Below are 23,526 nucleotides of genomic sequence, written 5' to 3'. Positions count from 1 at the left end.
TGCAGTGGCCTGCAAAACGACAGGCCACCCTAAGTCAATGTTACCCGTGGGCTAACATCAGTGAATACCGCCAATACGGCTCAGGCGAACACCCGTTGGCCATTGCCCTTCCTGCTTATCAAAGCTCATCCAGATGGCGGTGGCTTTGCCGACCAGGTTACGTTCCGGCACGAAGCCCCAATAACGGCTGTCAGCGCTGTTATCACGATTATCGCCCATCATAAAGTACATGCCTTGTGGCACGACCCAGCTCGACTGTGGCTGACCCGGTTGCTGGTAATAAGAACCCGGCTGGCTCTGCGCCTGGGTCACCATCAGAATACGATGAGTGACATCGCCCAGCGTTTCATTGCGGGTGGCTAAACGTAGCCCACCCGGCATGGATTCACCCTGCGGCAGCTGATAAAAACCGTTGCCGACTTCATTACCGCTAAATCCGCTGAAGGTTTGGATGAAATCACTCTGCTGTACGTCAGAATAGGTGACCGGCAGCGCGCTGTCACAGCGTTGACCGTCAGAACATGCCGTCTGCACCGATACCGTTTTGCTCAGCGGGTCGTAGGTCACACGGTCGCCCGGCAGGCCAATCACGCGCTTAATATAGTCGAGGCTCGGGTCTTTCGGGTATTTAAATACCGCAATGTCGCCCCGCTTAGGGTGCCCGGTAGCAATCAGCGTGGTCTGCGTAATCGGATCTTTAATGCCGTAAGCATACTTCTCCACCAGGATAAAATCCCCGATCAGCAGCGTTGGCATCATCGATCCTGAAGGAATTTGGAACGGCTCATAAATAAATGAGCGAACCACAAACACCACAAGCAGAACCGGGAACACCGATGCGGTGGTCTCAACCCAGCCCGGCTGCTTATCCGCTTTGGTTTCTACCGCTCCCTGTGCCAGAGCCGCAGCACGTTTCGCACGGCGAGCCGGCGCCCATTTAAATTTGTCGATACACCAGACGATGCCGGTAACCAGCGTTGCTATCGCCAAAATCAGGGCAAACATATTAGCCATTCCAATTCCCTCTCGGCCCGAAACCGGGCTTATTTGCTATCTTTACCGACATGGAGAATGGCAAGGAACGCTTCCTGTGGCAACTCAACGTTACCCACCTGCTTCATACGTTTCTTACCGTCTTTCTGTTTCTGCAGCAGCTTTTTCTTACGGCTGACGTCACCGCCGTAACACTTGGCCAGTACGTTTTTACGCAGCTGCTTTACCGTCGAGCGGGCAATGATATGATTACCGATTGCCGCCTGGATAGCGATATCAAACTGCTGACGCGGGATCAGATCTTTCATCTTTTCCACCAGCTCACGCCCACGGTACTGTGAGTTGTCGCGGTGAGTGATCAGCGCCAGCGCATCAACGCGTTCGCTGTTAATCAACACGTCAACCCGCACCATGTCAGAGGCGGTGAAGCGTTTAAAATTATAGTCCAGTGACGCATAGCCGCGTGATGTCGACTTCAGGCGGTCGAAGAAATCGAGCACCACTTCCGCCATCGGGATATCATAGGTTAACGCCACCTGGTTACCGTGGTAAACCATGTTGGTCTGCACACCGCGTTTTTCAATGCACAGCGTGATGACGTTACCCAGATACTCCTGCGGCAACAGCATATGACACTCGGCGATCGGCTCGCGCAGCTCTTCGATATTATTGAGCGGCGGCAGCTTGCCCGGACTGTCAACGTAGACGGTCTCTCCGTCGGTCGTCTGAACTTCATATACCACGGTCGGTGCGGTGGTGATCAGCTCAAGATCGTACTCGCGCTCCAGGCGCTCCTGGATGATCTCCATATGCAGCAGGCCGAGGAAACCGCAGCGGAAGCCGAAGCCCAGCGCGGTGGAGCTTTCCGGTTCGTAGAACAATGAGGCGTCGTTCAGGCTCAATTTGCCCAGCGCGTCACGGAAAGCTTCATAGTCATCAGAACTGATAGGGAACAGCCCGGCATAAACCTGCGGCTTCACCTTTTTAAAACCGGGCAGCGCTTTTTCCGCCGGATGACGTGCCAGCGTCAGGGTATCACCCACCGGTGCGCCGAGGATATCTTTGATGGCACAGACCAGCCAACCCACTTCACCGCAGTTCAGTACGTCGGTATCTTCGCGTTTTGGCGTGAAGATACCCAGACGGTCGGCGTTATAAATCTGGCCGGTGCTCATTACCTTGATTTTTTCGCCCTTGCGCATGGTGCCATTTTTAATACGCACCAGCGACACCACGCCCAGATAGTTATCGAACCAGGAGTCGATGATCAGCGCCTGCAATGGGCCTTCTGGATCGCCTTCCGGCGGCGGAATATCCCGCACCAGACGCTCCAGAACGTCGGGTACGCCAACGCCGGTTTTTGCCGAGCAGCGTACCGCGTCAGTGGCATCAATGCCGACGATATCTTCAATTTCCTGCGATACGCGGTCTGGATCTGCCGCCGGCAGGTCGATTTTATTCAGTACCGGTACGACTTCCAGATCCATTTCCATCGCGGTGTAGCAGTTAGCCAGCGTCTGGGCTTCCACGCCCTGCCCGGCATCTACCACCAGCAGAGCACCTTCGCAGGCCGCCAGCGAACGGGAAACTTCATATGAGAAGTCTACGTGGCCAGGCGTGTCGATAAAATTGAGCTGGTAAGTCTCACCGTCTTTCGCATGGTAATCGAGCGTGACGCTTTGCGCTTTGATTGTGATGCCACGCTCACGCTCTAAATCCATTGAGTCCAGCACCTGGGCAGCCATTTCGCGCTCAGTCAGGCCGCCGCAGATTTGAATCAGGCGGTCAGAGAGCGTTGATTTGCCATGGTCGATGTGGGCGATGATTGAAAAGTTTCTTATATGCTTCATTTATATGAATTTTTTTCGCAAGTTAAATCGTTCGTTTCTGCGCAGTGGACACGGCTTTGGACATTTCTATCATTGCACCCACCATCAATGTGCCAGCATATTACACTGTTCGCTTCGCTCACGAAAGAATACAAGGCAACAAGGGCGTAAAGTAAATGGCACATCGGTGTTCATCAGAAGATCGTCGGGTGATCCTGCCGGCAAATCGGCAGGCTCTTATCGCTGACGGGTGGGCGATGATGGCAGAGCAGCGCGCCACCATCGCCCTTTTCATCCGTCTTTGAGAAGGTCTGACATTAATTAACGGCCTGATCGGCCGCACGGTAGTTGAATCTGGCGTCGGAGGATAATGACGCTGGTAATGTTAACCTGATAACGGGCACTATCTGACCGGTATGCTGATAGAAATCGCGCTGATCGCGCTGAGCATTTATCAATCCCCCATCGATATAAAAAAAAGCCTGCACGGGAAGTTTCCCCGGCGTTCCCGGCGACCAGCTGGCCAACCTAAGTTCATTCTGAATCGTCAGAAATGCGTTGCCCATCAATCGCCTGGCCTGTATTGACTGATAAAAATAGTGGCCATTTTCAGACGTGCCTTCCTGCATATCAAAACCACACTGGTGCTGGTGTGAATTTTGAACGATGCTTTCGTAGTGCTGATGCCAGTCATGGGCAGTGCGGATGCCCATCGTCCGGCATGAGCGACTCGAATCGGGATAAGAGGCGTGATAGCCGCATCCCCTGTTTTTTCTGTTGTCCGTATCCGCATCCACCGGGAATGAGCACAGTACCTCAATCTGATATTTATCAGACGGAGCTTTATTGTGCGGGTAGAAAATCATGCCATTTTTAAGGCCATAAGCCAGTCGGGTGAACTTGGCATCCGTTCTGAGGTAAGAAAACGACACGCCTCCGCTGGCCTGCGACTGCGGGCTTGGGTCCCACGAATGGTAATTAGCCGAAGCGGCGGTTGCACGCAGTAATACCCCGGAACATAAAAATGCGGGTTTGTTTTCACTGCCGCAATTTTTCGCGTTGTTATAGTAATTCTCCGTAATGTCGTGAGCCGTTCTTGGGGGTGTAACGATTGATGCATTCTGAGTCGAGAAGGCAAGTGCGGAGGCAGACAGGAGTAATAGAGCTTTTATGGTCATAGGTTTAATTACCTTTTATGGATATATGATCTGTAGGCGCTTCGCGGCAAAAACAGCGCTGACCGCCGATATGCTGAAGGGGTATGAGGAGTGAATTTCAGGCACAAAAAAGCCCCGGACGAAGCCGGGGCTGAAAAGCAGGATGCCAAAAAACAAAAAAGGCCCCGCGTTTGCGGAGCCTTTAAGTCAGTGGCAACAATTCAGGTACTGAAATCCCACTCTGGGGTCAATAATTATCCAAATTTATGCAAAACTCAACTTTTTCGATCGATATTCAACCAGTCAGGCTGTGATTCTGCGAAACTCAGCGGCGGCCAGCCCTGCCTCAGCCTCACATTTAGCGACCAGCAGTTGATAATGGGGCTTCCAGTTACGCGACCAGGATGACTGGGTTAATCCCGGCACCAGAAGTTGAATCGCGCTAAAAACTCGCGCAGACGGCACACGCCTGAACCCGCGCCCGCCGCAGTAGCCACAGACTTTATCTACCGCGCTCCCCTGCCGTTTCGATACGACGATATCTTTCACTCTGCCGCTGCCGTTGCAGCGACAGCGAAGGCTCACCGTCCCTTTGCCGTGACAGCGCTGGCAGCCGTTCCCACCCCGTTGCGATCGGCGACCGAGCTCGTGCGATATCGCCTTTCCCGAAGTCAGTTTGACGTCGAACGTCGAGAGGTTCGCCCCGCGCCCAAGACAGACCCCGCAGAGGCTACGGTCAGCAGCAGAACGTGAGTAATCAAGCCAGGCAAAGACGGCCAGAGCCCTCATGCATTGAGCCACCTTATTACCAGCTGCCTTAGTGAGTAAAGGCGGAGCGGTCTTACGCGCGTAGCGCGTCAGTTGCTTAATCACCTCTTCGCTCGCTCTCTGACTTATGCCCGTTTTACCCAGCCAAACATTGACACCCAGACGCGTTCTGGCCTGACATATCGCCAGCGCTGCCATCACGTCGGCGGGACTCAGGCTTTCGGTACTGGTCGAGCAGGCACCGTCGATAATGGCCTGTCCTTTCGGATTAAAATAGTTAAGTGCTTTTTCGATTTTCATTACCGGCCCCTACCGGGCATCGACGTACCAGGTACGCTTTACCCCATCGTGCTGGAGAAAATGCTCACCAGCTTCAAAGGATTGACTTTATCGATCTCACTGTATACGCGCCGATCAAAAGTTGAAGCCAGGCGGATAAAACGTGTTGTTCCTGCACGGGGTAGGCTGACCGGGTGAGTTACTATAAAAAGCAGCAGAAATGAGGTTAAACATGGATAAATCAGAGGGGAGTAGAAACACCCTGCCCGTGCAGACTCGTGCGCGGGCAGAAGGTCAATTATCAGCTATCGCTGGAGACACGTAAAACGTCAGGCGGCAGGGCTACGCTGAGGATCACCGGCTGAAAAGAGGCAGAACGGCCCAGTAAACCGGAAATGCCTTTAGCAAGAATAAAGCCTCCCACGCCACCCAGCAGCGCACCGCAGGCGGCCGCTAAATCGCTGTGAAACAGCATCTGAAACACGCCAGCCAGGGCAAACAATCCAATTAACGGCGTCATATAGACCAAAAAAGCCGAGCTGAGCAGGCTGGTTTCAGCAATACCTAGCTCAATACGTTGACCCGGAATAAGCGGTTCCGCACTGGCGATTTTCATCACATGCGCATTTTTTGGCCCCAGCTTCTCCAGCATATGGCTGCCACAGCCTTTACGCGCCGAGCAGCTGTTACAGGACGTTTTCATTTCGGCGTGCAGCGTCGCGATGCCATCCTGCCACGACACCACCGTTGCCCATTCTTTCATCATGGCGCGGATCCTAGAGTAATAGTGTCAGCAATACGTTTTGCCGTCGCAGGGGGAAGCTCACCGATGACGGTAATTTCCGCATTGTTACGCACTTCAGTCTGCATAGTACGACGCCCGGTGCGCAGCAGCTGGGACGAGCTGGTCTTATCGGCCAGCGTGACGTTAATTGAGAAGGTAAACAGGCCGTCTGAAAAAAGGCGTGACTCAACCGGGCGGTCGAGGGAAGGAAGCTGGCGGCGGCTTTGTGCGACCTCTTTCATCCCTGCCGGCAGCCATCCGGCCTGCCAGTTAAAGGTCACGGCGTTGCCCTTCGGCAGCGACAGCACCGCCGGCATTTTGGCACTTTCCAGACCCTGCATCATCTTGCGTACGCCATCGTCCACGGCAAAGCTCACCACCCGATACTGTTCAAGCGTTTCACCGTCCCGATCAAGCAGGTCAACGCGCAGGGGCAATCGGGTTTCAGTATCCAGCCAGACGGTATAGCCGTAGCGGGTACCGTCACGCGGCACGATACGGATCACCTCACACAGCTGATCGGCAATACGCATACGGCCAACGGAGACAAAATCATAGGCCGACGAAAGCTGGCTAAAATCTGCATAGATCACCGAAGGCAGCGAATCGACGATATGGTCGCCCTGCATGCTGAAAGGTTCCAGACCTGCCTCGAAATAGCTGACTTCATTGCCGCGCTGCACGATTTCCCGGCGTGGGCCATCCATCTGCAACAGCTGCGCAAAAACCTTGTTATCAATAACGGCATGGCGATAACGCAGGGAGTCGATGCCAAGACCGGAAACATTGATGTAGGCAAGTTCGTAACTGAGGGACTGGCTGGCCTGTTTCATCTGCTGTAACAACACCCCGGACTGCACGGGTGCAGCCGGGGTGACAGAAGAGAACATCAGACCACCAGCCATAAGGCTGACGGCGCACCAAAGCTGCTTCATTACTGCGGCTGTATTCCTAATGACTGATTACCGGGAACCTGAGCAGCAGCCTGCTGCTGGTCGGGACGCTGTTCAAAACGCAGTTGTTGTGCATTCAGACGGCGTTGTAGCTCGTAGTCCTGCAACATGGCGCCGACGCGGCGACGCTGATCCTGCTGACTGGCGCTGTTCGAGCCGGAATTCATACTGTCAGTCGGAACGCCTAAACTCACCGGTGAGGCCTGCCCCATCATCGGCAGCGTGTTAAACACCGGCGTGTCAGAGGACTGACCGGCAACCGGCTTATTATATTGTTGTACACCAACAATGACCGCGAGAGACACGCAGGCGGCTACACCAACCTGGGTTATCTGAGCCGCCCAGGGGCGCAACTTGGCCCAAAACGGCATGGCGGCCGCCTGTTCAGGCTGCGGTTGTGCTTCAGGGATCAAGCGGGTGATATTTTTTGCCGGTTCATCTTCAATAGCGGCGGCCACACGAGAAGCGATATCGAAATCGAGCTGAGCCGGAATATCACCACGCAGGGTATCGCGGATCAGATGATAGCTTTCCCAATTTTTTTTCAGTGCGACATCACTGGACAACGCTGACATCAGCTCATTGTCAACCGTTTCACCGTCCATTAAAGCGGAAAGTTGTTCTTTCTGCATACCTCAATACCCTTCCTGTGTCCGCTATCGCTAGCGTTGGATAAGTGGTTGAATTTTATTATCTATAGCCTCACGAGCGCGGAATATACGGGAACGAACCGTACCTACCGGGCACTCCATGATAACGGCTATTTCTTCGTAACTCAGGCCATCGAGTTCACGCAGGGTGATAGCCATACGTAAATCTTCGGGTAACGTCTCGATGGTTCGAAAAACGATCTGTCTCAACTCTTCTGACAACATTAAGTTCTCAGGGTTCGATATTTCTTTTAGCGCACCTGCACTTTCAAAATTTTCAGCGTCGATTGCATCCACATCGCTGGTTGGTGGGCGTCGCCCCTGAGCTACCAGATAATTTTTGGCCGTGTTGACGGCAATCCGATAAAGCCAGGTATAGAAAGCGCTGTCGCCGCGAAATGATTCCAGCGCACGATAGGCTTTTATAAACGACTCTTGTACTACATCTGGCACGTCTCCTGACGGAACATAGCGGGAAACCAGACTCGCCACTTTATGCTGATAGCGAACTACCAGTAAATTAAACGACTTCTGATCGCCTTTTTGTACCCGTTCAACGAGAACCTGATCCGTTAACTGCTCGCTCATCCGAGGTAAGGTCTCCCCCAATCTTGTTCCACGCGTAAGCGCAATCCTAGTGTTGACTCAAACTTTTCGAGCAAGCATACGGTATGAGTCGTTGTCATGCGGAAAGTTCCATTACGCCATCATTCAGTGTTGTCATCATCAGAGATAGATAAACCTGCTGTTTTTTTGCATTCTCGCCGATTTCTACTCAGGTTGCTCACGAACGGTATTCGTATATAGCCTGATGACGCCCGCAGAGTAACGCAACACGCTTCTTATTTCACCTTATAATCACGCGGCTCTGGTCGCGTTTTCGATAGTAAACTTAATAGCGCACGGCTCCTTCTTCACCCGTGGCCGGCCGATTTATTCCCCCTGCCCTGGAAATCGCTTCAGAATCACCTGCTGATGAGCGAAAGTTTTTTTTTCGATTGACCGGCGTGCTATGCTCAACAAATCACCTGTTTAGTAAATTAAACAAAATGACGATTTCTTCCGATTATCTTTGTGATGTGCTAATCGTTGGCAGCGGTGCCGCTGGCCTCTCGCTGGCACTTCGTCTGGCGGAAACACACCAGATTACCGTCCTGAGCAAAGGCCCGGTTAGCGAAGGTTCCACCCTGTATGCCCAGGGCGGTATTGCCGCCGTATTCGCAGAAACCGATAGTATTGAATCACATATCGAAGATACCCTGGTCGCCGGAGATGGATTGTGCGAACCGGATACCGCTTCATTTATCGCCGGTAATGCGCGTCAATGTGTGCATTGGCTGATTAGACAGGGAGTTCTTTTTGACAGGGACAACACCGCCAACGCCCAGCATGATTATCATCTCACGCGCGAAGGCGGCCACAGCCAGCGCCGCATTCTGCACAGCGCCGACGCTACCGGTAAAGCGGTGGAAACCACGCTGGTAAACCTGGCGCGAAGCCATCCCAACATCACTCTGATCGAGCACAGCAGCGCCGTCGACCTGATCGCATCCGATAAAATCGGTCTGCCGGGCGCGCGTCGGGTGATAGGGGCCTGGGTCTGGGATCGCCAGCGCAAAACGATGACCGCCTGTCGGGCACGCGCGGTGGTACTCGCTACCGGAGGCGCGGCTAACGTTTACCAGCATTCGACCAACCCTGATGTTGCTACCGGTGACGGGATCGCCCTGGCATGGCGCGCCGGATGTCGGGTGGCTAACCTTGAATTTAACCAGTTTCACCCGACCTGTCTGTTCCACCCGCAGGCGCGCAACTTTCTGCTTAGTGAAGCCTTACGCGGTGAAGGCGCAGTGCTGAAACGCCCTGACGGCACCCGCTTTATGCCGGATTTCGATCGGCGGGAGGAACTGGCCCCGCGTGATATTGTGGCACGCGCTATCGATCATGAAATGAAGCGTCTTGGCGCGGAGTGCATGTATCTGGATATCAGCCACCGCCCGGCGGAATCGATCCGCGCCCACTTCCCCACCCTATACCAGAAACTCCTGACGCTTGATCTCGATCTCACCCGCCAGCCGATCCCGATTGTGCCCGCTGCGCATTACACCTGCGGCGGCGTGATGGTAGATCGGCAGGGACGGACGGATATCCACGGGCTGTATGCCATCGGAGAAGTGAGCTATACCGGCCTGCACGGCGCTAACCGTCTGGCGTCGAACTCTCTGTTGGAATGCCTGGTTTATGGCTGGTCAGCGGCTGAAGACATTCAGCGTCATCTGCCTGAGCTGACGCCGGTCGCCAACCTTCCTGCCTGGGAAACAGTCTGGCTCGACGACGCTGACGAACAGGTCGTGATCCAGCACAACCTGCATGAGCTGCGCCTGTTAATGTGGGACTACGTTGGCATCGTTCGTAGCAGCAAACGTCTGGAGCGAGCCCTGCGGCGTATCACCCTGCTACGGGGGGAAATCGATCGTTATTACGCTAATTTTCGCCTTTCCGACGCGTTATTAACGCTACGTAACCTGGTACAGGTATCTGAGCTAATGGTGCGCTGCGCCCTGCAACGCAGGGAAAGCCGGGGGCTGCACTATTCGCTCGACTACCCCGAAAAATCGGGGGACGCACGCCCCACCATTCTGCGACCCGACTCAGCGAAATAGATAAAAATCTCGCGTCAGTCGGCAGTGCGCGGCCGAATACTGCCGATCCGGCCCACGAATAGTCATGCTGTCCAGCAATCGTTCGCCGGGCTGGGGGGATAGCGCCAGCAGAACACGATTGGCTGGGCGGGTATCATTATCGGCAATATCGGTGCGAAAACGCAGATGCCATCCGCGTTGTAATGCCTGTTCCAGCAGCTTACTCCCCGCCGATGCAGGCAGGATCACACAGAAGAAACCGTCTTCGTCGATCAGCTTTTCGGCACAGTCTAGCAGCATCTCATGCGTCAGGCCGGTGGTATAGCGTGCCGTGGTCCGCTCGGGCGAAGCGCACTGCGATCCTGGGGAAAAATAAGGGGGATTGCTGACGATCAGCGAATAGCTATGCTCGCAGCGCTGGGCCCATTCAACGACATCAGCCTGCTGTACATGTACTCTGTGCGCCCAGGGGGATGCCGCCACGTTTTCCTGCGCCTGGGTTGCCGCCTCTTCATCCAGCTCTACGGCATCAATCTGTACCGGCTCAGACGTCCTCTGTGCCAGCATCAGTGCAATCAGGCCGCTGCCACTGCCAATATCCAGCACACGTTTTACGCTAGTCACCGGAGCCCAGGCGCCGAGCAGCACGCCGTCCGTGCCTACTTTCATCGCGCACCGGTCGTGAGCGATAAAAAATTGTTTGAAGGTAAATCCATTAGGACGAAGAATTGCTTTGTATGGTGACATTTGACTGACCTGAAAGGGAAACGGCGTTAGCATAGGACAATCGATGACGAAGGAAAAGTCATTAACCCCACACAAACAGATGAAGATCGCGCTCAATCTGTCTATAATCAGCGCCCCAAACTGAGGTAGACCATGACTGTAACCACTTTTTCCGAACTTGAACTAGACGAAAGCCTGCTGCAATCCCTGCAGGAGAAAGGCTTCACGCGCCCCACGGCTATTCAGGCCGAGGCCATCCCGCCAGCACTGGAGGGTCGTGACGTTCTGGGTTCGGCACCAACCGGTACAGGCAAGACTGCGGCCTACCTGCTGCCCGCACTGCAGCATTTGCTCGACTTCCCGCGTAAGAAGTCCGGCCCGCCGCGCATTCTGATCCTGACGCCAACCCGCGAACTGGCGATGCAGGTCGCAGACCAGGCGCGTGAGCTGGCAAAGCACACGCACCTGGACATTGCCACCATCACCGGCGGCGTGGCCTTTATGAACCATGCTGAAGTGTTTAGCGAAAACCAGGACGTTGTGGTCGCCACAACCGGACGTCTGCTGCAATACATCAAAGAAGAGAACTTTGACTGTCGCGCGGTTGAAACGCTGATCCTTGATGAAGCCGACCGGATGCTGGATATGGGCTTCGCCCAGGATATCGAAACCATTTCGGCAGAAACCCGCTGGCGCAAACAGACGCTGCTGTTCTCCGCCACGCTGGAAGGTGAAGCCATCAAGGATTTTGCCGAGCGTATTCTCAACGAGCCGGTTGAGATTGAAGCGGACCCGGCACGGCGCGAGCGTAAAAAAATCCAGCAGTGGTACTATCGTGCGGACGACATCAAGCATAAAACGGCCCTGCTACTGCACCTGCTGAAACAGCCAGAAGTGACGCGTGCCGTGGTGTTTGTGCGTAAACGTGAGCGCGTGCATGAAGTCTGTGGCTGGCTGCGTGAAGCGGGTATTAATACCAGCTATCTCGAAGGGGAGCTGGTACAGGCCAAGCGCAACGAAGCGATTAAGCGCGTGGTTGACGGCCGGGTGAATGTTCTGGTTGCTACCGATATCGCGGCGCGTGGTATTGACATTGATGATGTCAGCCACGTTTTCAACTTCGACATGCCGGTCACCTCCGATACCTATCTGCACCGTATCGGACGTACCGGGCGTGCTGGCAAAAAAGGGATTGCCATCTCTCTGGTTGAAGCGCATGACAACCTGCTGTTGGGTAAAATCATCCGTTACGTCAAAGAGCCGATCAAAGCGCGCGTTATTGATGAACTGCGCCCGACTACGCGTCCGCCCAGCGAAAAGCTGAAAGGGAAGCCCTCGAAGAAAGTGCTGGCCAAACGCGTTGAAACGAAAAACAAGCAGAAAGCGGAAGAAAAGCCACGCGTGAAAGAACGCCATCGCGATAGCAAAAACATTGGTAAGCGCCGTAAGCCGTCCAGCAGCAAACCGGACGCGGCTGAATAATCCAGCGCTAACCTATCCGCCTGAATTCACTGCACCCTGCCAACACGTCAGGGTGCAGTTTTTTTTCGTCTTAATCGAATAAAAAAAGGCTTTTAATCGAAACGGCCGCTGAAGGGGCAATACAGGACGCACCATCCTGCACTGAATCGGGTAAAAATGGATTTACATATTTTATTTCAATATGTTAAATAGAAAAAAGAATGATGCGTTATTCAACACCCGATCAATCATCATTGGCGTTTTATGGTTAAAGACTGTCAGTAAAGGTTCGTGTAATGACGTCACGCTGCTGTTCCGGGGTCAGCGAGTTAAAACGTACCGCATAACCCGATACGCGAATGGTTAACTGCGGATATTTATCAGGATTTTCCACCGCCTCTTCTAACGTTTCCCGACTCAGAACGTTGACGTTAAGATGCTGCCCGCCCTCTACGCGCACCTGTGGTTTTACATCCAGGGGAATTTCGCGATACTCAATTTGTCCCAAATCACTTACTGCGACCACCTGATCCTCACTGTACCCGGCATTGGCACAGACGCAGCGCGCCTGCGCCGTTTCGCTGTCCAGCAGCCAGAAAGAATTATGTAAATCACTATTGGCAGATCGGGTGATTTGAATTCCGGTAATCATATTTTGCCTCCCAGGCAGTAGCGGCACGGCCTAAAAGGGCCGCACCGGGTTGATAGATAAATCCACGATCTGTATACCAGCCGCGGGCGGGGGGCTCATTGATGCAAATCAAGCCCTGCGCAGCGCTAAGATTGCGAAAAATGGCAAGATCCTGTTTTATCGCTATTTTAGGCCGTTAAACGCCGGGTGCACATTTGCTAACTTTTCATTGCTTTCAGGTACTACCCGCCCGCAAAGCGCGATAAGCTACGCCTTTAAATAAATAAAGGGAGAGGGTGATGGTCAATACCATGACCTGGCACGATGTGCTGGCAGAGGAAAAAGAAAAACCTTACTTCAGGAACACATTGGCAAGGGTTGCCGCTGAACGCGCGGCTGGTAAAACCGTTTACCCCCCGCAAACGGACGTGTTCAACGCATTTCGCCTGACGGAACTGGGGGGGGTGAAAGTGGTCATTCTGGGGCAGGACCCTTATCACGGCCCTAATCAGGCGCACGGGCTGGCGTTTTCCGTGCTTCCTGGCGTTCCGGTACCGCCATCGCTGGTGAATATGTACAAAGAGCTGGTCACCGATATTCCGGGCTTCGAGCGCCCTAATCATGGCTTCCTCGAAAGCTGGGCACGACAGGGGGTTATGCTGCTTAATACGGTACTCACCGTGGAGGCAGGCCAGGCCCATTCACACGTTAAATTCGGCTGGGAAACCTTTACCGATAACGTGATCGCCGCCATCAACCAGCATCGTGAGGGGGTGGTGTTCCTGTTATGGGGCGCCCATGCGCAGAAGAAAGGCAGTATCATCGACCGCAAACGCCACCACGTTCTTCATGCCCCCCACCCTTCGCCCCTTTCCGCTCACCGGGGTTTTTTCGGCAGTGCTCATTTCTCTCAGGCCAATCGGTGGCTCACGGAACATGGAGAGAGTGCGATTGACTGGATGCCGCAGTTACCGGCGCGCTAGTCTTAGGGCAAGGTTCCGTCGGCCGACCGATGGTGGCATCATTTTTCGACACGGGGGCGGACGGAAGGCGGGAGGTACAACGGGTTTTCGGAGCATAAAAATAGCCGCGCGATGCGGCTATAAGACAGGGGAAAGCCGGGATATTTCATCCGCAGCGGGCAGCATTAGCCTTTGCTTTTAGCAACCGCCACCATAGCAGGACGCAACAGGCGGCCGTTTAGCGTATAGCCGCGCTGCATCACCATCATGACGTGATTTGGCTCCACCTCTTCGGACTCCATCATCGACATCGCCTGATGGACTTCCGGGTTGAACGGTACGTTGGTGTCGCCCACAACCTCGACGCCAAACTTGCGCACGGCGCCCAGCAGCGACTTCATCGTCAGGTCGATACCTTCAATCATCGCGGCCAGTTCAGGATTTGACTTGTCCGCCACTTCCAGCGCGCGCTCCAGGCTGTCAATCACCGGCAGCAGTTCGTTGGAAAACTTTTCGAGCGCGAACTTGTGCGCTTTCTCTACATCCAGCTCGGCACGGCGGCGGATGTTTTCAATTTCAGCCTGGGCGCGCAGCTGCGCGTCGCGCACGCCGCCCTGCGATTCAGCAAGCTGTGCCTCCAGCTGGGCAATACGCTCATCGCGCTGATCTGCCGCTTCTGCTGCCGTATCCGCGCCCTGATTTTTTGCCTGTTCAGTCTCAATTTCGTCTGAGGCTTGCTCGTTAGGTGTGTTCTGTTCTTTACTACTCATGAATTTCTCCGCGTTTGTACATATTCATCTCGCTGGTTCGCTTATTATGGGGATCAGATTCGGGGTTTCAAGGGAACCAGTCACATTGTCGGGGGAGTTTACCTCGTAAGGAATGCCAGTAACATGAATAAGCCCTTCAGCTGTATCGGGATCGTCGGCCATCCGCGCCACCCGACCGCGCTCACCACGCATGAAATGCTCTACCGCTGGCTAACGGCGAAAGGCTATCAGGTGATTATCGAGCAGCAGATTGCGCGTGAATTAAAACTGGAAGGCGTGCAGACCGGTACGCTGGCAGAGATCGGCCGCACTGCGGATCTGGCCGTGGTGGTCGGCGGCGATGGCAACATGCTGGGCGCCGCTCGCGTGCTGGCGCGCTACGATATAAAAGTCATCGGCATCAATCGTGGCAATCTCGGTTTTCTCACCGACCTGGACCCGGATAACGCGCAGCAGCAGCTGGCCGACGTGCTGGAAGGGGACTATTTCGTAGAAAGCCGTTTTTTGCTGGAGGCACAGGTGTGCCGCCAGTCCGGCACGCCCCGCATCGGCACAGCGATAAATGAAGTGGTGTTACATCCGGGCAAGGTTGCCCATATGATTGAATTCGAAGTCTATATCGATGAAAACTTCGCCTTTTCGCAGCGTTCAGACGGGCTGATCATCTCAACCCCTACCGGATCAACCGCCTACTCACTCTCGGCTGGCGGCCCGATCCTGACGCCGTCGCTGGATGCCATTGCCCTGGTGCCGATGTTCCCGCATACCCTGTCAGCGCGCCCGCTGGTGATTAACAGCAGCAGTACGATTCGCCTGCGTTTTTCGCATATGCGCAGCGATCTAGAAATCAGCTGTGATAGCCAGATTGCCCTGCCTATCCAGCAGAGTGAGGATGTCCTTATTCGCCGTAGTGATTACCACCTCAACCTAATCCATCCAAAAAATTACAATTATTTTAATACCTTAAGCTCAAAACTCGGCTGGTCGAAAAAATTATTCTAAAAATGCGCAAGACTTATTTACTGTTTATAAAACCAGTATATACTGTATAAAAAACCATATCTGCGTTTTCATACAGGAAGGCAACTATGCTGGCACAATTGACCATCAGTAACTTCGCCATCGTGCGCGAGCTGGAGATCGACTTTCAGCGCGGTATGACGGCCATCACCGGGGAAACCGGTGCGGGTAAATCTATCGCCATCGACGCGCTGGGTCTTTGTCTGGGTGGCCGTGCCGAAGCAGATATGGTGCGTCATGGAGCCACGCGTGCTGATATCTGCGCGCGCTTCTCCCTGAAAGATACGCCTTCGGCCCAGCGCTGGTTAAGCGACAATCAGCTGGATGACGGCAATGAATGCCTGCTGCGTCGGGTCATTGGCAGCGATGGCCGCTCGCGCGGATTTATCAACGGCACCGCCGTGCCACTCTCCCAGCTGCGCGATCTGGGCCAGGCGCTGATTCAAATCCACGGTCAGCACGCTCATCAGCTATTGCTCAAATCCGAACATCAGAAAATGCTGCTTGATGCCTACGCCGCAGAACCTGAACTGCTGCAAAACATGGGGCGGCACTATTCCCAGTGGCATCAGAGCTGTCGCGCTCTTGCCCAACATCAGCAACAGTCACAGGAGCGCGAGGCAAGACGCGAGCTGTTGCATTACCAGCTGAAAGAGCTGAATGAATTTGCTCCGGTCAACGGCGAATATGAACAGATCGATGAGGAATACAAGCGTCTGGCGAACAGCGGACAGCTGCTTTCCACCAGTCAGCAGACGCTGCTAATGCTGGCGGATGGCGAAGATAATAATTTGCAAAATCAGCTGTATAGCGCCCGTCAGCTGATGTGCGAACTGGTTGAGATGGACGATAAGCTTAGCGGCGTTCTCTCGATGATGGAAGAGGCCGCGATCCAAATCGGCGAAGCGAGCGATGAGCTGCGCCACTACTGCGATCGTCTGGACCTTGACCCTAATCGCCTGCACGAGCTGGAACAGCGCCTTTCTCGTCAGATCGGACTGGCGCGCAAACATCACATCAGCCCTGAGGAGCTGCCGGGCTTCCATCAGCAGCTGCTGGCCGAACAGCAGCTGCTGGACCAACAGGAAAGTGACCTGGATGAATTAAGTCATGCCGTCAGTGTGCACTATGCCGCAGCCGTTAGCTGCGCAGAGCAGCTGCATCAGCGCCGCGTTCACTTCGCCGACGAGCTGACCGGATTAATCACTGACAGTATGCACATGCTGTCGATGCCACACGGCCGCTTTACCATCGATATTCAATTCAACCCGGACCATCTGACTGCTGAAGGGGCTGACCGCATTGATTTTCGCGTCAGTACTAACCCCGGGCAGGCGGTGCAACCTCTGGCAAAAGTTGCTTCGGGCGGCGAGTTATCGCGCATTGCGCTGGCGATTCAGGTGATCACCGCGCGCAAAATGGATACGCCAGCGTTGATTTTCGACGAAGTAGATGTCGGCATCAGCGGGCCTACGGCTGCCGTGGTCGGCAAGATGCTGCGCCAGCTGGGCGAATCCACACAGGTGATGTGCGTCACCCATCTCCCGCAGGTTGCGGGCTGCGGTCACCATCATTTCTACGTCAGTAAAGAAACCGATGGGGAAATGACCGAAACCCATATGCAGCCACTGGATAAGCGTTCACGTCTGCAAGAACTGGCGCGCCTGCTGGGCGGAAGCGAGGTGACGCGCAACACGCTGGCGAATGCCAAAGAACTTTTGGCGGCCTGACAATTGCACTTTTTTAACGGTTTGTGGTCATATGGTGGCTTCACAGAGGTTTTAAACTGCGGAAAGGTTTATTATCATCGGTAGCTTATGCTGATATTGTTGCTGCCTACTGACAGACCCGGAAGAACTGACGCTATGATTTCAGGGAATTCAGGGGATACGAATATAGCCACAAAGGAATAAACATTGATTATGCGCTGTAAAACGCTGACTGCTGCTGCGGTGGTTCTTCTGATGATGACCGCTGGATGTTCCACTCTGGAGCGCGTGGTTTACCGCCCGGATATCAATCAGGGTAATTACCTGGTTGCCAACGATGTGGCAAAGATCCACACCGGAATGACACAGCAGCAGGTTGCTTACACCCTGGGTACTCCGATGATGCACGATCCGTTTGGGAATAACGTCTGGTACTACGTCTTCCGTCAGGAACCGGGTCACGAGGCGGTTAAGCAGCAGACGCTGACGCTCACTTTTGACAAAAACGGCTCGCTGACCAATATTGATAATAAGCCCGCTTTGAGCAAAAACGACGGCTAAGCCCCGCTGGCAAGGTAAGGTCTGAACGCCGTTCAGGCCGCCTGACTTCGCTCTGCTGCTCTACAAAGTCTGTTGCATCAGAAGCAATCCCGGAGAAAGTCAGTGGGGTGTTATCATTGGACAGATACCGATGAGGCGCGTTATGCGCCTTATTTTTTTGCCGCGCGCTCGGCGCGCTGACGGCGCAGATCTTTGGGGTCGGCTATCAACGGACGATAGATTTCAACGCGATCGCCGCCGTTAACCTCATCGTGCAGCTTCACCGGTCGGCTAAAGATACCCACCTTATTTTCCTGCAGATCGATCTCCGGGCGCAGCTGAAGCAGCCCCGAAGCAATGATAGCCTGCTCAACGGAGCTACCTTGCGGAACCTTAACGTTGTAAAGATACTGCTTTTCAGGAAGGGCATAGACCACTTCAATAGCGATATCAGGCACTGTAGACCTCTTTCGCACGCTGGGTAAATGCCTGTACCATACTGCTGGCCAGCTCTTTAAATACCCGGCCAAATGCCAGCTCAACCAGCATATTCGTAAACTCGAAATCCAGGTTTAGCTCAACCTTGCAGGCCTCTTCGCTCAACTTGGTAAACCGCCAGCCGCCGCTTAACTTGCGGAACGGACCGTCTACCAGCTGCATATCAATGCTTTGGTTGTCGGTTAGCGTATTGCGCGTGACAAAGGTTTTACTTATCCCTGCCTTAGAGACATCCACTGCGGCGGTCATCTGGTCGGGACTGGCATCCAGTACCCTGCTTCCAACGCAACCGGGTAGAAACTGTGGATAGCTGTCTACATCATTAACCAGGCGGTACATTTGTTCAGCACTGAACGGCACCAGCGCAGAACGACTAATCTGGGACATATCGATTCCTGTCATTTCTCATAACCACCTGATAATACCATCGACGGATATCAAACAAAAATTCTCTGCTGTGAACCTTCTGCTAAGATTGCCTTTTTACCCGCCACCACCGTGACGGGGGATGCCATTAATCGCCGCTTCATGTACACTAGCGGTCACTATGACAAAGAAAAAATCACACAAACCCGGTTCCGCCACCATTGCCATGAATAAGCGCGCCCGCCACGAATACTTCATTGAAGAAGAGTTCGAAACCGGGCTTTCGCTACAGGGATGGGAAGTCAAATCTCTCCGTGCCGGCAAGGCCAACATCAGCGACAGCTATATCCTGTTGCGTGATGGCGAAGCCTTCCTGTTCGGCTCTACCTTCCAGCCGCTGAGCGTTGCATCGTCACATATTGTGTGCGACCCAACCCGTAGCCGTAAGCTGCTTTTAAAAAAGCGTGAGCTGGATACGCTAATTGGTAAAGCCAATCGCGATGGCTATACCATAGTGGCACTTTCCATGTATTGGAAAAATGCCTGGGCTAAGCTCAAGATAGGCCTTGCAAAGGGTAAGAAAGAACACGATAAACGCGATGATATTAAAGATCGCGAATGGAAATTAGACAAAGCGCGCATCATGAAGCACGCCAACCGCTAACATAGTGGTGCAACGACCGCTTCTTATGATATAGTGCACGACAGTACTTGGGGCTGATTCTGGATTCGACAGGATTTGCGAAGCCCTAGGAGCATGCCGAGGGGCGGTTTGCCTCGTTAAAAGCCGCAAAAAAATAGTCGCAAACGACGAAAACTTCGCACCTGCTGCTTTAGCAGCTTAATCAGCTTAATAAACTGAAGGTGTCCTCTCTCCCTAGCCTCCGCTCTTAGGACGGGGATCAAGAGAGGTCAAAACTAAAAGAGATCGCGTGGATGCCTTGCCTGGGGTTGAAGCGTTAAATCCAATCAGGCTAGTTTGTTAGTAGCGTGTCCGTTCGCAGCTAACCGGCGAATGTAATAACTGGACTAAGCATGTAGTGCCGACGGTGTAGTAATTCTGGACGCGGGTTCAACTCCCGCCAGCTCCACCAAATTCTTGGTCGATTGGTTACCAGACCCTTTCGATGAAGTCCTGAAAGCCCGCAAGGCGTAAGCCCTGCGGGCTTTTTTGTGTCCATAGCAGTCCACCGATAGTTGCTAGAATCCACGCCATGTGACACCCTGTTTTGGACCCAACACCCAAGGGTCCAAAATCTGAGGGTCCAAACATGCCGAAAGTCGTCACTAAACTGAATGATACTCAAATCAAAAACACTAAGCCTAGCTAGAAGGAAGTGAACCTCTTCGATGGTGACGGCTTGTTTTTGCGCATATCGCCAACCGTGAAAGGTGGCAAGAAAAACTGGTACTTCAGGTATGCGGTTCCCGTGACTAAGAAACGAACGAAAATTAGTTTGGGAACTTACCCTCACCTTACCCTCGCGCAAGCTCGCTCTCTCAGAGATCAGTATCTCGCCCTACTCGTCCAGCAGAATGATCCGCAAACCCATAAAGCCGATAAAGCGAATGCACTAAAAGCGGCCACTGAACACACATTGCAGGTAGTTGCAAAAAAATGGCTGGAAGAGAAGAAAAGAACGTCTGGGATTTCAGAAGATCATGCAGCAGATATCTGGCGAAGCCTTGAACGTAACGTCTTCCCTGGCTTGGGTAATATTCCGATAAAAGAGATCCGCCCCAAACTCTTGAAGCAACAGCTTGACCCAATCGAACAGCGTGGGGTTCTTGAAACCCTGAGGCGCATTATTTCACGATTAAATGAAATTTTTCGTTGGGCAGCAACAGAAGAACTCATTGAGTTCAATCCCGCAGATAATCTTGCACAGCGCTTTAGAAAGCCCAAAAAGCAGAATATGCCAGCACTACCTCCTTATGAATTACCGCGCTTTCTGGCTACGTTGAACAATGCTTCTGAACGTATGGAGACAAGACTACTGGTTGAATGGCAATTGTTAACTTGGGTTCGTCCAAGTGAAGCCGTTAAAGCAAGATGGTGTGATAATGATACAGTTAATGGCATTTGGACCATTCCTGCTGATTTTATGAAAATGAGAAAAATTCACAAAGTGCCATTAAATAGAGAAGCTTTGCGTATCCTAGAAGCAATGAAACCAGTGAGTGGGCACAGAGAGTGGATTTTTCCAAGTATAAAAGTCCCTTTAAGCCATATGCATGAGCAGACAGCCAATGCCGCTATCATTCGAATGGGATTCGGAGGTGAGCTTGTAGCCCACGGTATGCGCTCGATTGCGAGAACAGCGGCCGAGGAGTCTGGTAAGTTTAGATCTGAAGTCCTTGAAGCAGCGCTTGCCCACTCCAAGAAAGACGAAATTGTTGCAGCGTATAATCGCGCGGAGTACCTTGCTGAACGAGTGACACTAATGCAGTGGTGGGGTGATTATGTACATGCTCAAAAGTATAAAGCGGTTGCTGCATAATGTTTTCCAAAAATCACAATACACAACAGGTAGATATGGATACTATCATTAAGATATTTGAAAAATTCAGCTCAAGACCGCTTTATTTTATTTTCTTTGGTTTATCAGTATGTGAATTTTTACAAAAAGAATCAGCATTAAAAAGTCCTAACATAGAAAACATACTATATCTTTTATCTGCAATGATAATGGTAGTCTTTTTAACAGGGGGATATGAATGGCTCATATTTAAGTTCAATGTCACATTGGAACCTCATGATCAGGGCGATATCGGCCCTATGATTGGAACGGCAACATTAGCAGTTTATTTGGTTTATGCATTTCATTTTTTAAGTGAGCAACCAGATGCCTTAAATCTCAAATTGCTAACTAATTCAGGATTCATTTATAGCACAACTTTATTGTTATTTTCGCTTGAGTCAATGAAACTTAGGAGATTAAGGCAGAGATGATAATTAAGTTTCGCAAGAGTATTAAATATAACTTGGCACTATAGAAAAGCCGATATGACTATACTCGTATATCAATCGGCTTTTCATGTTTTAAGGCATCATAGATACATAATCTACACCGATTCTAGAACTGTATTGCGACGCAATAGCTTGGTATCGTTCAGCATAACCACTTCGAAGTTGGGACTTTAATTTCAGTTTAACTGGTACATTTTGTACGTTGTCATCCATGCTACTCAAGAATACCGCTGAAAGTATATTTTTCTCTTCCCCCGGAACAGTATGGCCGTGATTTAAAACAACTATATAATCAACGACTGGTAAAGTTTTATCGCCTTCAAATATAGATAAATATTTTCTGGTATTCTTATGAATTACATAAATGTACTTGGATTGTTCTCCATTAGGTAATGCTTTATTCTGGTTAGCATTGAAAAGTTCTAACACCTTAATTAAACGATGAGGACTTAATCTTTTATGATGTGGTTCATTACCCTGAGTAGGCACAAGATCGCAAGCAGCAGAAACACATAAATACCATTTTTCAGATTCAGTATCGAAGAAAATTGTACCTGTTGAAATATGTCTTTCTTCAAAATTTTTAGAAGACAGATTCATGTTCAAAGCATGATACATCTCATTAAATGAGCTTGCATTTGCAGGTAAATTCATTTGTTTTGAACAATACTCTAATGATTTCGCTTCTCCACTACTTTTAAAATCGGTTGTATATGTTTCAAAAACATCATTAATGAATCCTACTAAACATTTATTTCCCTTCAATCTTTCATAGAGTTCTTCAGATAAATTACTAAAAACAAATTCAATATTTTTCCTTTTAATTTCTTCAGAAGCGGAATTTAATATTTGATTCAACCATCCAGCTTGACCATAACCATCATTAGCTAAATGGTTATTGAAAGAAAGTGCTTCTGCTTCAATAGTATTTTGAATCTCTGACTTGATAATTTGATAGTAAGATGGGTTCCATTCTATTAATGATTCATTTAGTGTTTGCCAAATTCTCTCACCATCACTTTCATGATCATCTTTATCCTTATGGAACACACTGATAAATATATTACCACTTTGAATCCATTTAATACCGGCAGTATCCCCTACAACCATACTTTTTGTCACATAATCTGGAATGACGGCATTTTCAGCGACTGCATATTCAGAAATCATCTTAGCAATGAAATTAATATCATTTTGCTCTGTAAGGCTTCCATCATTTCGGATTGCTTTCTTAATACGCTTACATAGGGAGTCATTTTGGATATATAGTATAGTTTCATCCCTCGTTAATGCCCTTTCTCCTTTGTGGATCAAATCAGGTAAAATAACACTCTGCCAGTATTCAATTAATTCATCATTTTCTGTTTCAAGTATTTTATCATTACAATTTTCGATTCCTCTTAGAGAAGAAGCAATTTGCATCCAGACAGTTTTGAGCTCCTCTCTCGTATAAATAACAATCATATTCAAATGATCAGAATTTTTTAATTCTTTTAATATTGTAATGGTTTTATCCGGTGCATTGTATCTAAATGATAATCAATTATGACCAAATCTGACTTACGGATGCGGTCAACATCAAAGTTTACTGAACCGTTGTCAATATCACAGATCATATTCTTGGCTTGAAAATATTCTTCGAGGGTAGCAGCACGCTTTGAGGAATCAATTTTTGCTGGGTCTAATTTTATCTCGCTATTAAGTGCTTTGATAGAGTCAGAATAAGTAATAAAATCGTCATCTATCATTACTACTGAACGAATAGCATTATCACAAAAAGTTTTCTGCACAAGGGAATTATAAGTTGTTACAGCCAT

Annotated in this window: 22 protein-coding genes, 1 other RNA gene and 2 pseudogenes; 11 read left to right on the top strand and 14 right to left on the bottom strand. The window is 51.3% G+C overall.

What is annotated here, in order from left to right; all coding sequences use genetic code 11:
- Window positions 1-57: 57 nt before the first annotated feature.
- On the bottom strand, window positions 58-1,014 hold the full coding sequence (gene lepB, locus ETA_RS06015) for a signal peptidase I (protein WP_012440738.1): 957 nt from the start codon (window positions 1,012-1,014) through the stop codon (window positions 58-60).
- A gap of 29 nt (window positions 1,015-1,043) precedes the next feature.
- Window positions 1,044-2,843, bottom strand: a complete 1,800-nt coding sequence (gene lepA, locus ETA_RS06010; RefSeq protein ID WP_012440737.1) for a translation elongation factor 4 — start codon at window positions 2,841-2,843, stop codon at window positions 1,044-1,046.
- Window positions 2,844-2,998: 155 nt separating this feature from the next.
- On the opposite strand from lepA, the gene ETA_RS20560 reads away from it, so the two are divergent.
- Window positions 2,999-3,127, top strand: coding sequence for a hypothetical protein (locus ETA_RS20560; protein ID WP_269446405.1), 129 nt, complete (start codon window positions 2,999-3,001; stop codon window positions 3,125-3,127).
- A gap of 12 nt (window positions 3,128-3,139) precedes the next feature.
- On the opposite strand, the gene ETA_RS06005 is transcribed toward ETA_RS20560, so the two are convergent.
- From ETA_RS06005 to rpoE, 6 genes are all read right to left on the bottom strand, one after another.
- The gene (locus ETA_RS06005; protein ID WP_012440736.1) at window positions 3,140-4,000 is read right to left on the bottom strand and encodes a hypothetical protein; all 861 of its coding nucleotides are present in this window, start codon (window positions 3,998-4,000) and stop codon (window positions 3,140-3,142) included.
- 282 nt (window positions 4,001-4,282) lie between these two features.
- A complete protein-coding gene (locus ETA_RS06000) occupies window positions 4,283-5,047 on the bottom strand; it encodes an antitermination protein Q (protein WP_012440735.1) in 765 nt (254 codons plus the stop codon).
- 280 nt (window positions 5,048-5,327) lie between these two features.
- On the bottom strand, window positions 5,328-5,792 hold the full coding sequence (rseC, locus tag ETA_RS05995) for a SoxR-reducing system protein RseC (protein WP_012440734.1): 465 nt from the start codon (window positions 5,790-5,792) through the stop codon (window positions 5,328-5,330).
- Window positions 5,789-6,745 carry a sigma-E factor regulatory protein RseB gene (gene rseB / locus ETA_RS05990; RefSeq protein WP_012440733.1) on the bottom strand — a complete coding sequence of 319 codons (957 nt, stop codon included), beginning with the start codon at window positions 6,743-6,745 and terminating at the stop codon, window positions 5,789-5,791. Before rseB ends, rseC begins: the two co-directional genes overlap by 4 nt.
- Entirely contained in the window at window positions 6,745-7,395 is a 651-nt protein-coding gene (gene rseA, locus ETA_RS05985) for an anti-sigma-E factor RseA (RefSeq protein ID WP_012440732.1), read from the bottom strand. Before rseA ends, rseB begins: the two co-directional genes overlap by 1 nt.
- Window positions 7,396-7,425: 30 nt before the next feature.
- Entirely contained in the window at window positions 7,426-8,001 is a 576-nt protein-coding gene (gene rpoE / locus ETA_RS05980) for an RNA polymerase sigma factor RpoE (protein WP_012440731.1), read from the bottom strand.
- Window positions 8,002-8,462: 461 nt separating this feature from the next.
- Between rpoE and nadB the strand changes: the two genes are divergently transcribed.
- The gene (gene nadB, locus ETA_RS05975; RefSeq protein ID WP_012440730.1) at window positions 8,463-10,076 is read left to right on the top strand and encodes an L-aspartate oxidase; all 1,614 of its coding nucleotides are present in this window, start codon (window positions 8,463-8,465) and stop codon (window positions 10,074-10,076) included.
- On the opposite strand, the gene trmN is transcribed toward nadB, so the two are convergent.
- Entirely contained in the window at window positions 10,065-10,802 is a 738-nt protein-coding gene (gene trmN, locus ETA_RS05970; RefSeq protein WP_042958711.1) for a tRNA(1)(Val) (adenine(37)-N(6))-methyltransferase TrmN, read from the bottom strand. The genes nadB and trmN overlap by 12 nt on opposite strands.
- 132 nt (window positions 10,803-10,934) lie before the next feature.
- On the opposite strand from trmN, the gene srmB reads away from it, so the two are divergent.
- Window positions 10,935-12,263, top strand: coding sequence for an ATP-dependent RNA helicase SrmB (gene srmB, locus ETA_RS05965; RefSeq protein WP_012440728.1), 1,329 nt, complete (start codon window positions 10,935-10,937; stop codon window positions 12,261-12,263).
- A 247-nt stretch (window positions 12,264-12,510) separates the two neighbouring features.
- Here srmB and grcA read toward each other — a convergent pair whose 3' ends face one another.
- The gene (gene grcA, locus ETA_RS05960) at window positions 12,511-12,894 is read right to left on the bottom strand and encodes an autonomous glycyl radical cofactor GrcA (RefSeq protein ID WP_012440727.1); all 384 of its coding nucleotides are present in this window, start codon (window positions 12,892-12,894) and stop codon (window positions 12,511-12,513) included.
- A gap of 278 nt (window positions 12,895-13,172) precedes the next feature.
- Here grcA and ung point away from each other — a divergent pair, with 278 nt between their 5' ends.
- Window positions 13,173-13,856, top strand: coding sequence for a uracil-DNA glycosylase (ung, locus tag ETA_RS05955; RefSeq protein WP_012440726.1), 684 nt, complete (start codon window positions 13,173-13,175; stop codon window positions 13,854-13,856).
- Between the two features lie 164 nt (window positions 13,857-14,020).
- On the opposite strand, the gene grpE is transcribed toward ung, so the two are convergent.
- Window positions 14,021-14,605 (bottom strand): nucleotide exchange factor GrpE, encoded by a 585-nt coding sequence (grpE, locus tag ETA_RS05950; protein ID WP_012440725.1) that lies wholly within the window; start codon window positions 14,603-14,605, stop codon window positions 14,021-14,023.
- A gap of 123 nt (window positions 14,606-14,728) precedes the next feature.
- Here grpE and nadK point away from each other — a divergent pair, with 123 nt between their 5' ends.
- From nadK to bamE, 3 genes are all read left to right on the top strand, one after another.
- On the top strand, window positions 14,729-15,607 hold the full coding sequence (gene nadK, locus ETA_RS05945) for an NAD(+) kinase (RefSeq protein WP_012440724.1): 879 nt from the start codon (window positions 14,729-14,731) through the stop codon (window positions 15,605-15,607).
- 86 nt (window positions 15,608-15,693) lie between these two features.
- Entirely contained in the window at window positions 15,694-17,355 is a 1,662-nt protein-coding gene (gene recN, locus ETA_RS05940; RefSeq protein WP_012440723.1) for a DNA repair protein RecN, read from the top strand.
- Between the two features lie 192 nt (window positions 17,356-17,547).
- A complete protein-coding gene (gene bamE, locus ETA_RS05935; RefSeq protein ID WP_012440722.1) occupies window positions 17,548-17,895 on the top strand; it encodes an outer membrane protein assembly factor BamE in 348 nt (115 codons plus the stop codon).
- A gap of 149 nt (window positions 17,896-18,044) precedes the next feature.
- Here bamE and ETA_RS05930 read toward each other — a convergent pair whose 3' ends face one another.
- Together ETA_RS05930 and ETA_RS05925 are read right to left on the bottom strand one after the other, a co-directional pair.
- Window positions 18,045-18,332, bottom strand: a complete 288-nt coding sequence (locus ETA_RS05930; RefSeq protein ID WP_012440721.1) for an RnfH family protein — start codon at window positions 18,330-18,332, stop codon at window positions 18,045-18,047.
- Window positions 18,325-18,759: a type II toxin-antitoxin system RatA family toxin gene (locus tag ETA_RS05925; protein WP_012440720.1), complete on the bottom strand. Its 435-nt coding sequence runs from the start codon at window positions 18,757-18,759 to the stop codon at window positions 18,325-18,327. The genes ETA_RS05930 and ETA_RS05925 overlap by 8 nt, the downstream gene beginning before the upstream one ends.
- 160 nt (window positions 18,760-18,919) lie before the next feature.
- Here ETA_RS05925 and smpB point away from each other — a divergent pair, with 160 nt between their 5' ends.
- The 4 genes and pseudogenes from smpB to ETA_RS05910 all read left to right on the top strand — a co-directional run bounded on the left by smpB (window position 18,920) and on the right by ETA_RS05910 (window position 21,691).
- Window positions 18,920-19,402: an SsrA-binding protein SmpB gene (smpB, locus tag ETA_RS05920; protein ID WP_012440719.1), complete on the top strand. Its 483-nt coding sequence runs from the start codon at window positions 18,920-18,922 to the stop codon at window positions 19,400-19,402.
- Between the two features lie 49 nt (window positions 19,403-19,451).
- Window positions 19,452-19,832, top strand: a transfer-messenger RNA (tmRNA) gene (gene ssrA / locus ETA_RS18785).
- A gap of 177 nt (window positions 19,833-20,009) precedes the next feature.
- Window positions 20,010-21,239 (top strand): annotated as a pseudogene (locus ETA_RS05915) (phage integrase central domain-containing protein).
- A gap of 35 nt (window positions 21,240-21,274) precedes the next feature.
- Window positions 21,275-21,691 carry a hypothetical protein gene (locus tag ETA_RS05910; protein ID WP_042959271.1) on the top strand — a complete coding sequence of 139 codons (417 nt, stop codon included), beginning with the start codon at window positions 21,275-21,277 and terminating at the stop codon, window positions 21,689-21,691.
- 90 nt (window positions 21,692-21,781) lie between these two features.
- Here the strand turns inward: ETA_RS05910 and ETA_RS20340 are convergent.
- Window positions 21,782-23,526 (bottom strand): annotated as a pseudogene (locus ETA_RS20340) (response regulator receiver domain).

The sequence above is a fragment of the Erwinia tasmaniensis Et1/99 genome (genome assembly GCF_000026185.1).
Taxonomy (GTDB): Bacteria; Pseudomonadota; Gammaproteobacteria; order Enterobacterales; family Enterobacteriaceae; genus Erwinia; species Erwinia tasmaniensis.
The sequence above is the reverse complement of the archived record's forward strand: the minus strand, read 5'-3'. Positions and strand labels throughout refer to the sequence as shown.

Coding starts and splice junctions, on each gene's coding strand:
- lepB (WP_012440738.1), bottom strand. CDS start 1,014: ATGGCTAATATGTTTGCCCTGATTTTGGCGATAGCAACGCTGGTTACC.
- lepA (WP_012440737.1), bottom strand. CDS start 2,843: ATGAAGCATATAAGAAACTTTTCAATCATCGCCCACATCGACCATGGC.
- ETA_RS20560 (WP_269446405.1), top strand. CDS start 2,999: ATGGCACATCGGTGTTCATCAGAAGATCGTCGGGTGATCCTGCCGGCA.
- ETA_RS06005 (WP_012440736.1), bottom strand. CDS start 4,000: ATGACCATAAAAGCTCTATTACTCCTGTCTGCCTCCGCACTTGCCTTC.
- ETA_RS06000 (WP_012440735.1), bottom strand. CDS start 5,047: ATGAAAATCGAAAAAGCACTTAACTATTTTAATCCGAAAGGACAGGCC.
- rseC (WP_012440734.1), bottom strand. CDS start 5,792: ATGATGAAAGAATGGGCAACGGTGGTGTCGTGGCAGGATGGCATCGCG.
- rseB (WP_012440733.1), bottom strand. CDS start 6,745: ATGAAGCAGCTTTGGTGCGCCGTCAGCCTTATGGCTGGTGGTCTGATG.
- rseA (WP_012440732.1), bottom strand. CDS start 7,395: ATGCAGAAAGAACAACTTTCCGCTTTAATGGACGGTGAAACGGTTGAC.
- rpoE (WP_012440731.1), bottom strand. CDS start 8,001: ATGAGCGAGCAGTTAACGGATCAGGTTCTCGTTGAACGGGTACAAAAA.
- nadB (WP_012440730.1), top strand. CDS start 8,463: ATGACGATTTCTTCCGATTATCTTTGTGATGTGCTAATCGTTGGCAGC.
- trmN (WP_042958711.1), bottom strand. CDS start 10,802: ATGTCACCATACAAAGCAATTCTTCGTCCTAATGGATTTACCTTCAAA.
- srmB (WP_012440728.1), top strand. CDS start 10,935: ATGACTGTAACCACTTTTTCCGAACTTGAACTAGACGAAAGCCTGCTG.
- grcA (WP_012440727.1), bottom strand. CDS start 12,894: ATGATTACCGGAATTCAAATCACCCGATCTGCCAATAGTGATTTACAT.
- ung (WP_012440726.1), top strand. CDS start 13,173: ATGGTCAATACCATGACCTGGCACGATGTGCTGGCAGAGGAAAAAGAA.
- grpE (WP_012440725.1), bottom strand. CDS start 14,605: ATGAGTAGTAAAGAACAGAACACACCTAACGAGCAAGCCTCAGACGAA.
- nadK (WP_012440724.1), top strand. CDS start 14,729: ATGAATAAGCCCTTCAGCTGTATCGGGATCGTCGGCCATCCGCGCCAC.
- recN (WP_012440723.1), top strand. CDS start 15,694: ATGCTGGCACAATTGACCATCAGTAACTTCGCCATCGTGCGCGAGCTG.
- bamE (WP_012440722.1), top strand. CDS start 17,548: ATGCGCTGTAAAACGCTGACTGCTGCTGCGGTGGTTCTTCTGATGATG.
- ETA_RS05925 (WP_012440720.1), bottom strand. CDS start 18,759: ATGTCCCAGATTAGTCGTTCTGCGCTGGTGCCGTTCAGTGCTGAACAA.
- smpB (WP_012440719.1), top strand. CDS start 18,920: ATGACAAAGAAAAAATCACACAAACCCGGTTCCGCCACCATTGCCATG.
- ETA_RS05910 (WP_042959271.1), top strand. CDS start 21,275: ATGGATACTATCATTAAGATATTTGAAAAATTCAGCTCAAGACCGCTT.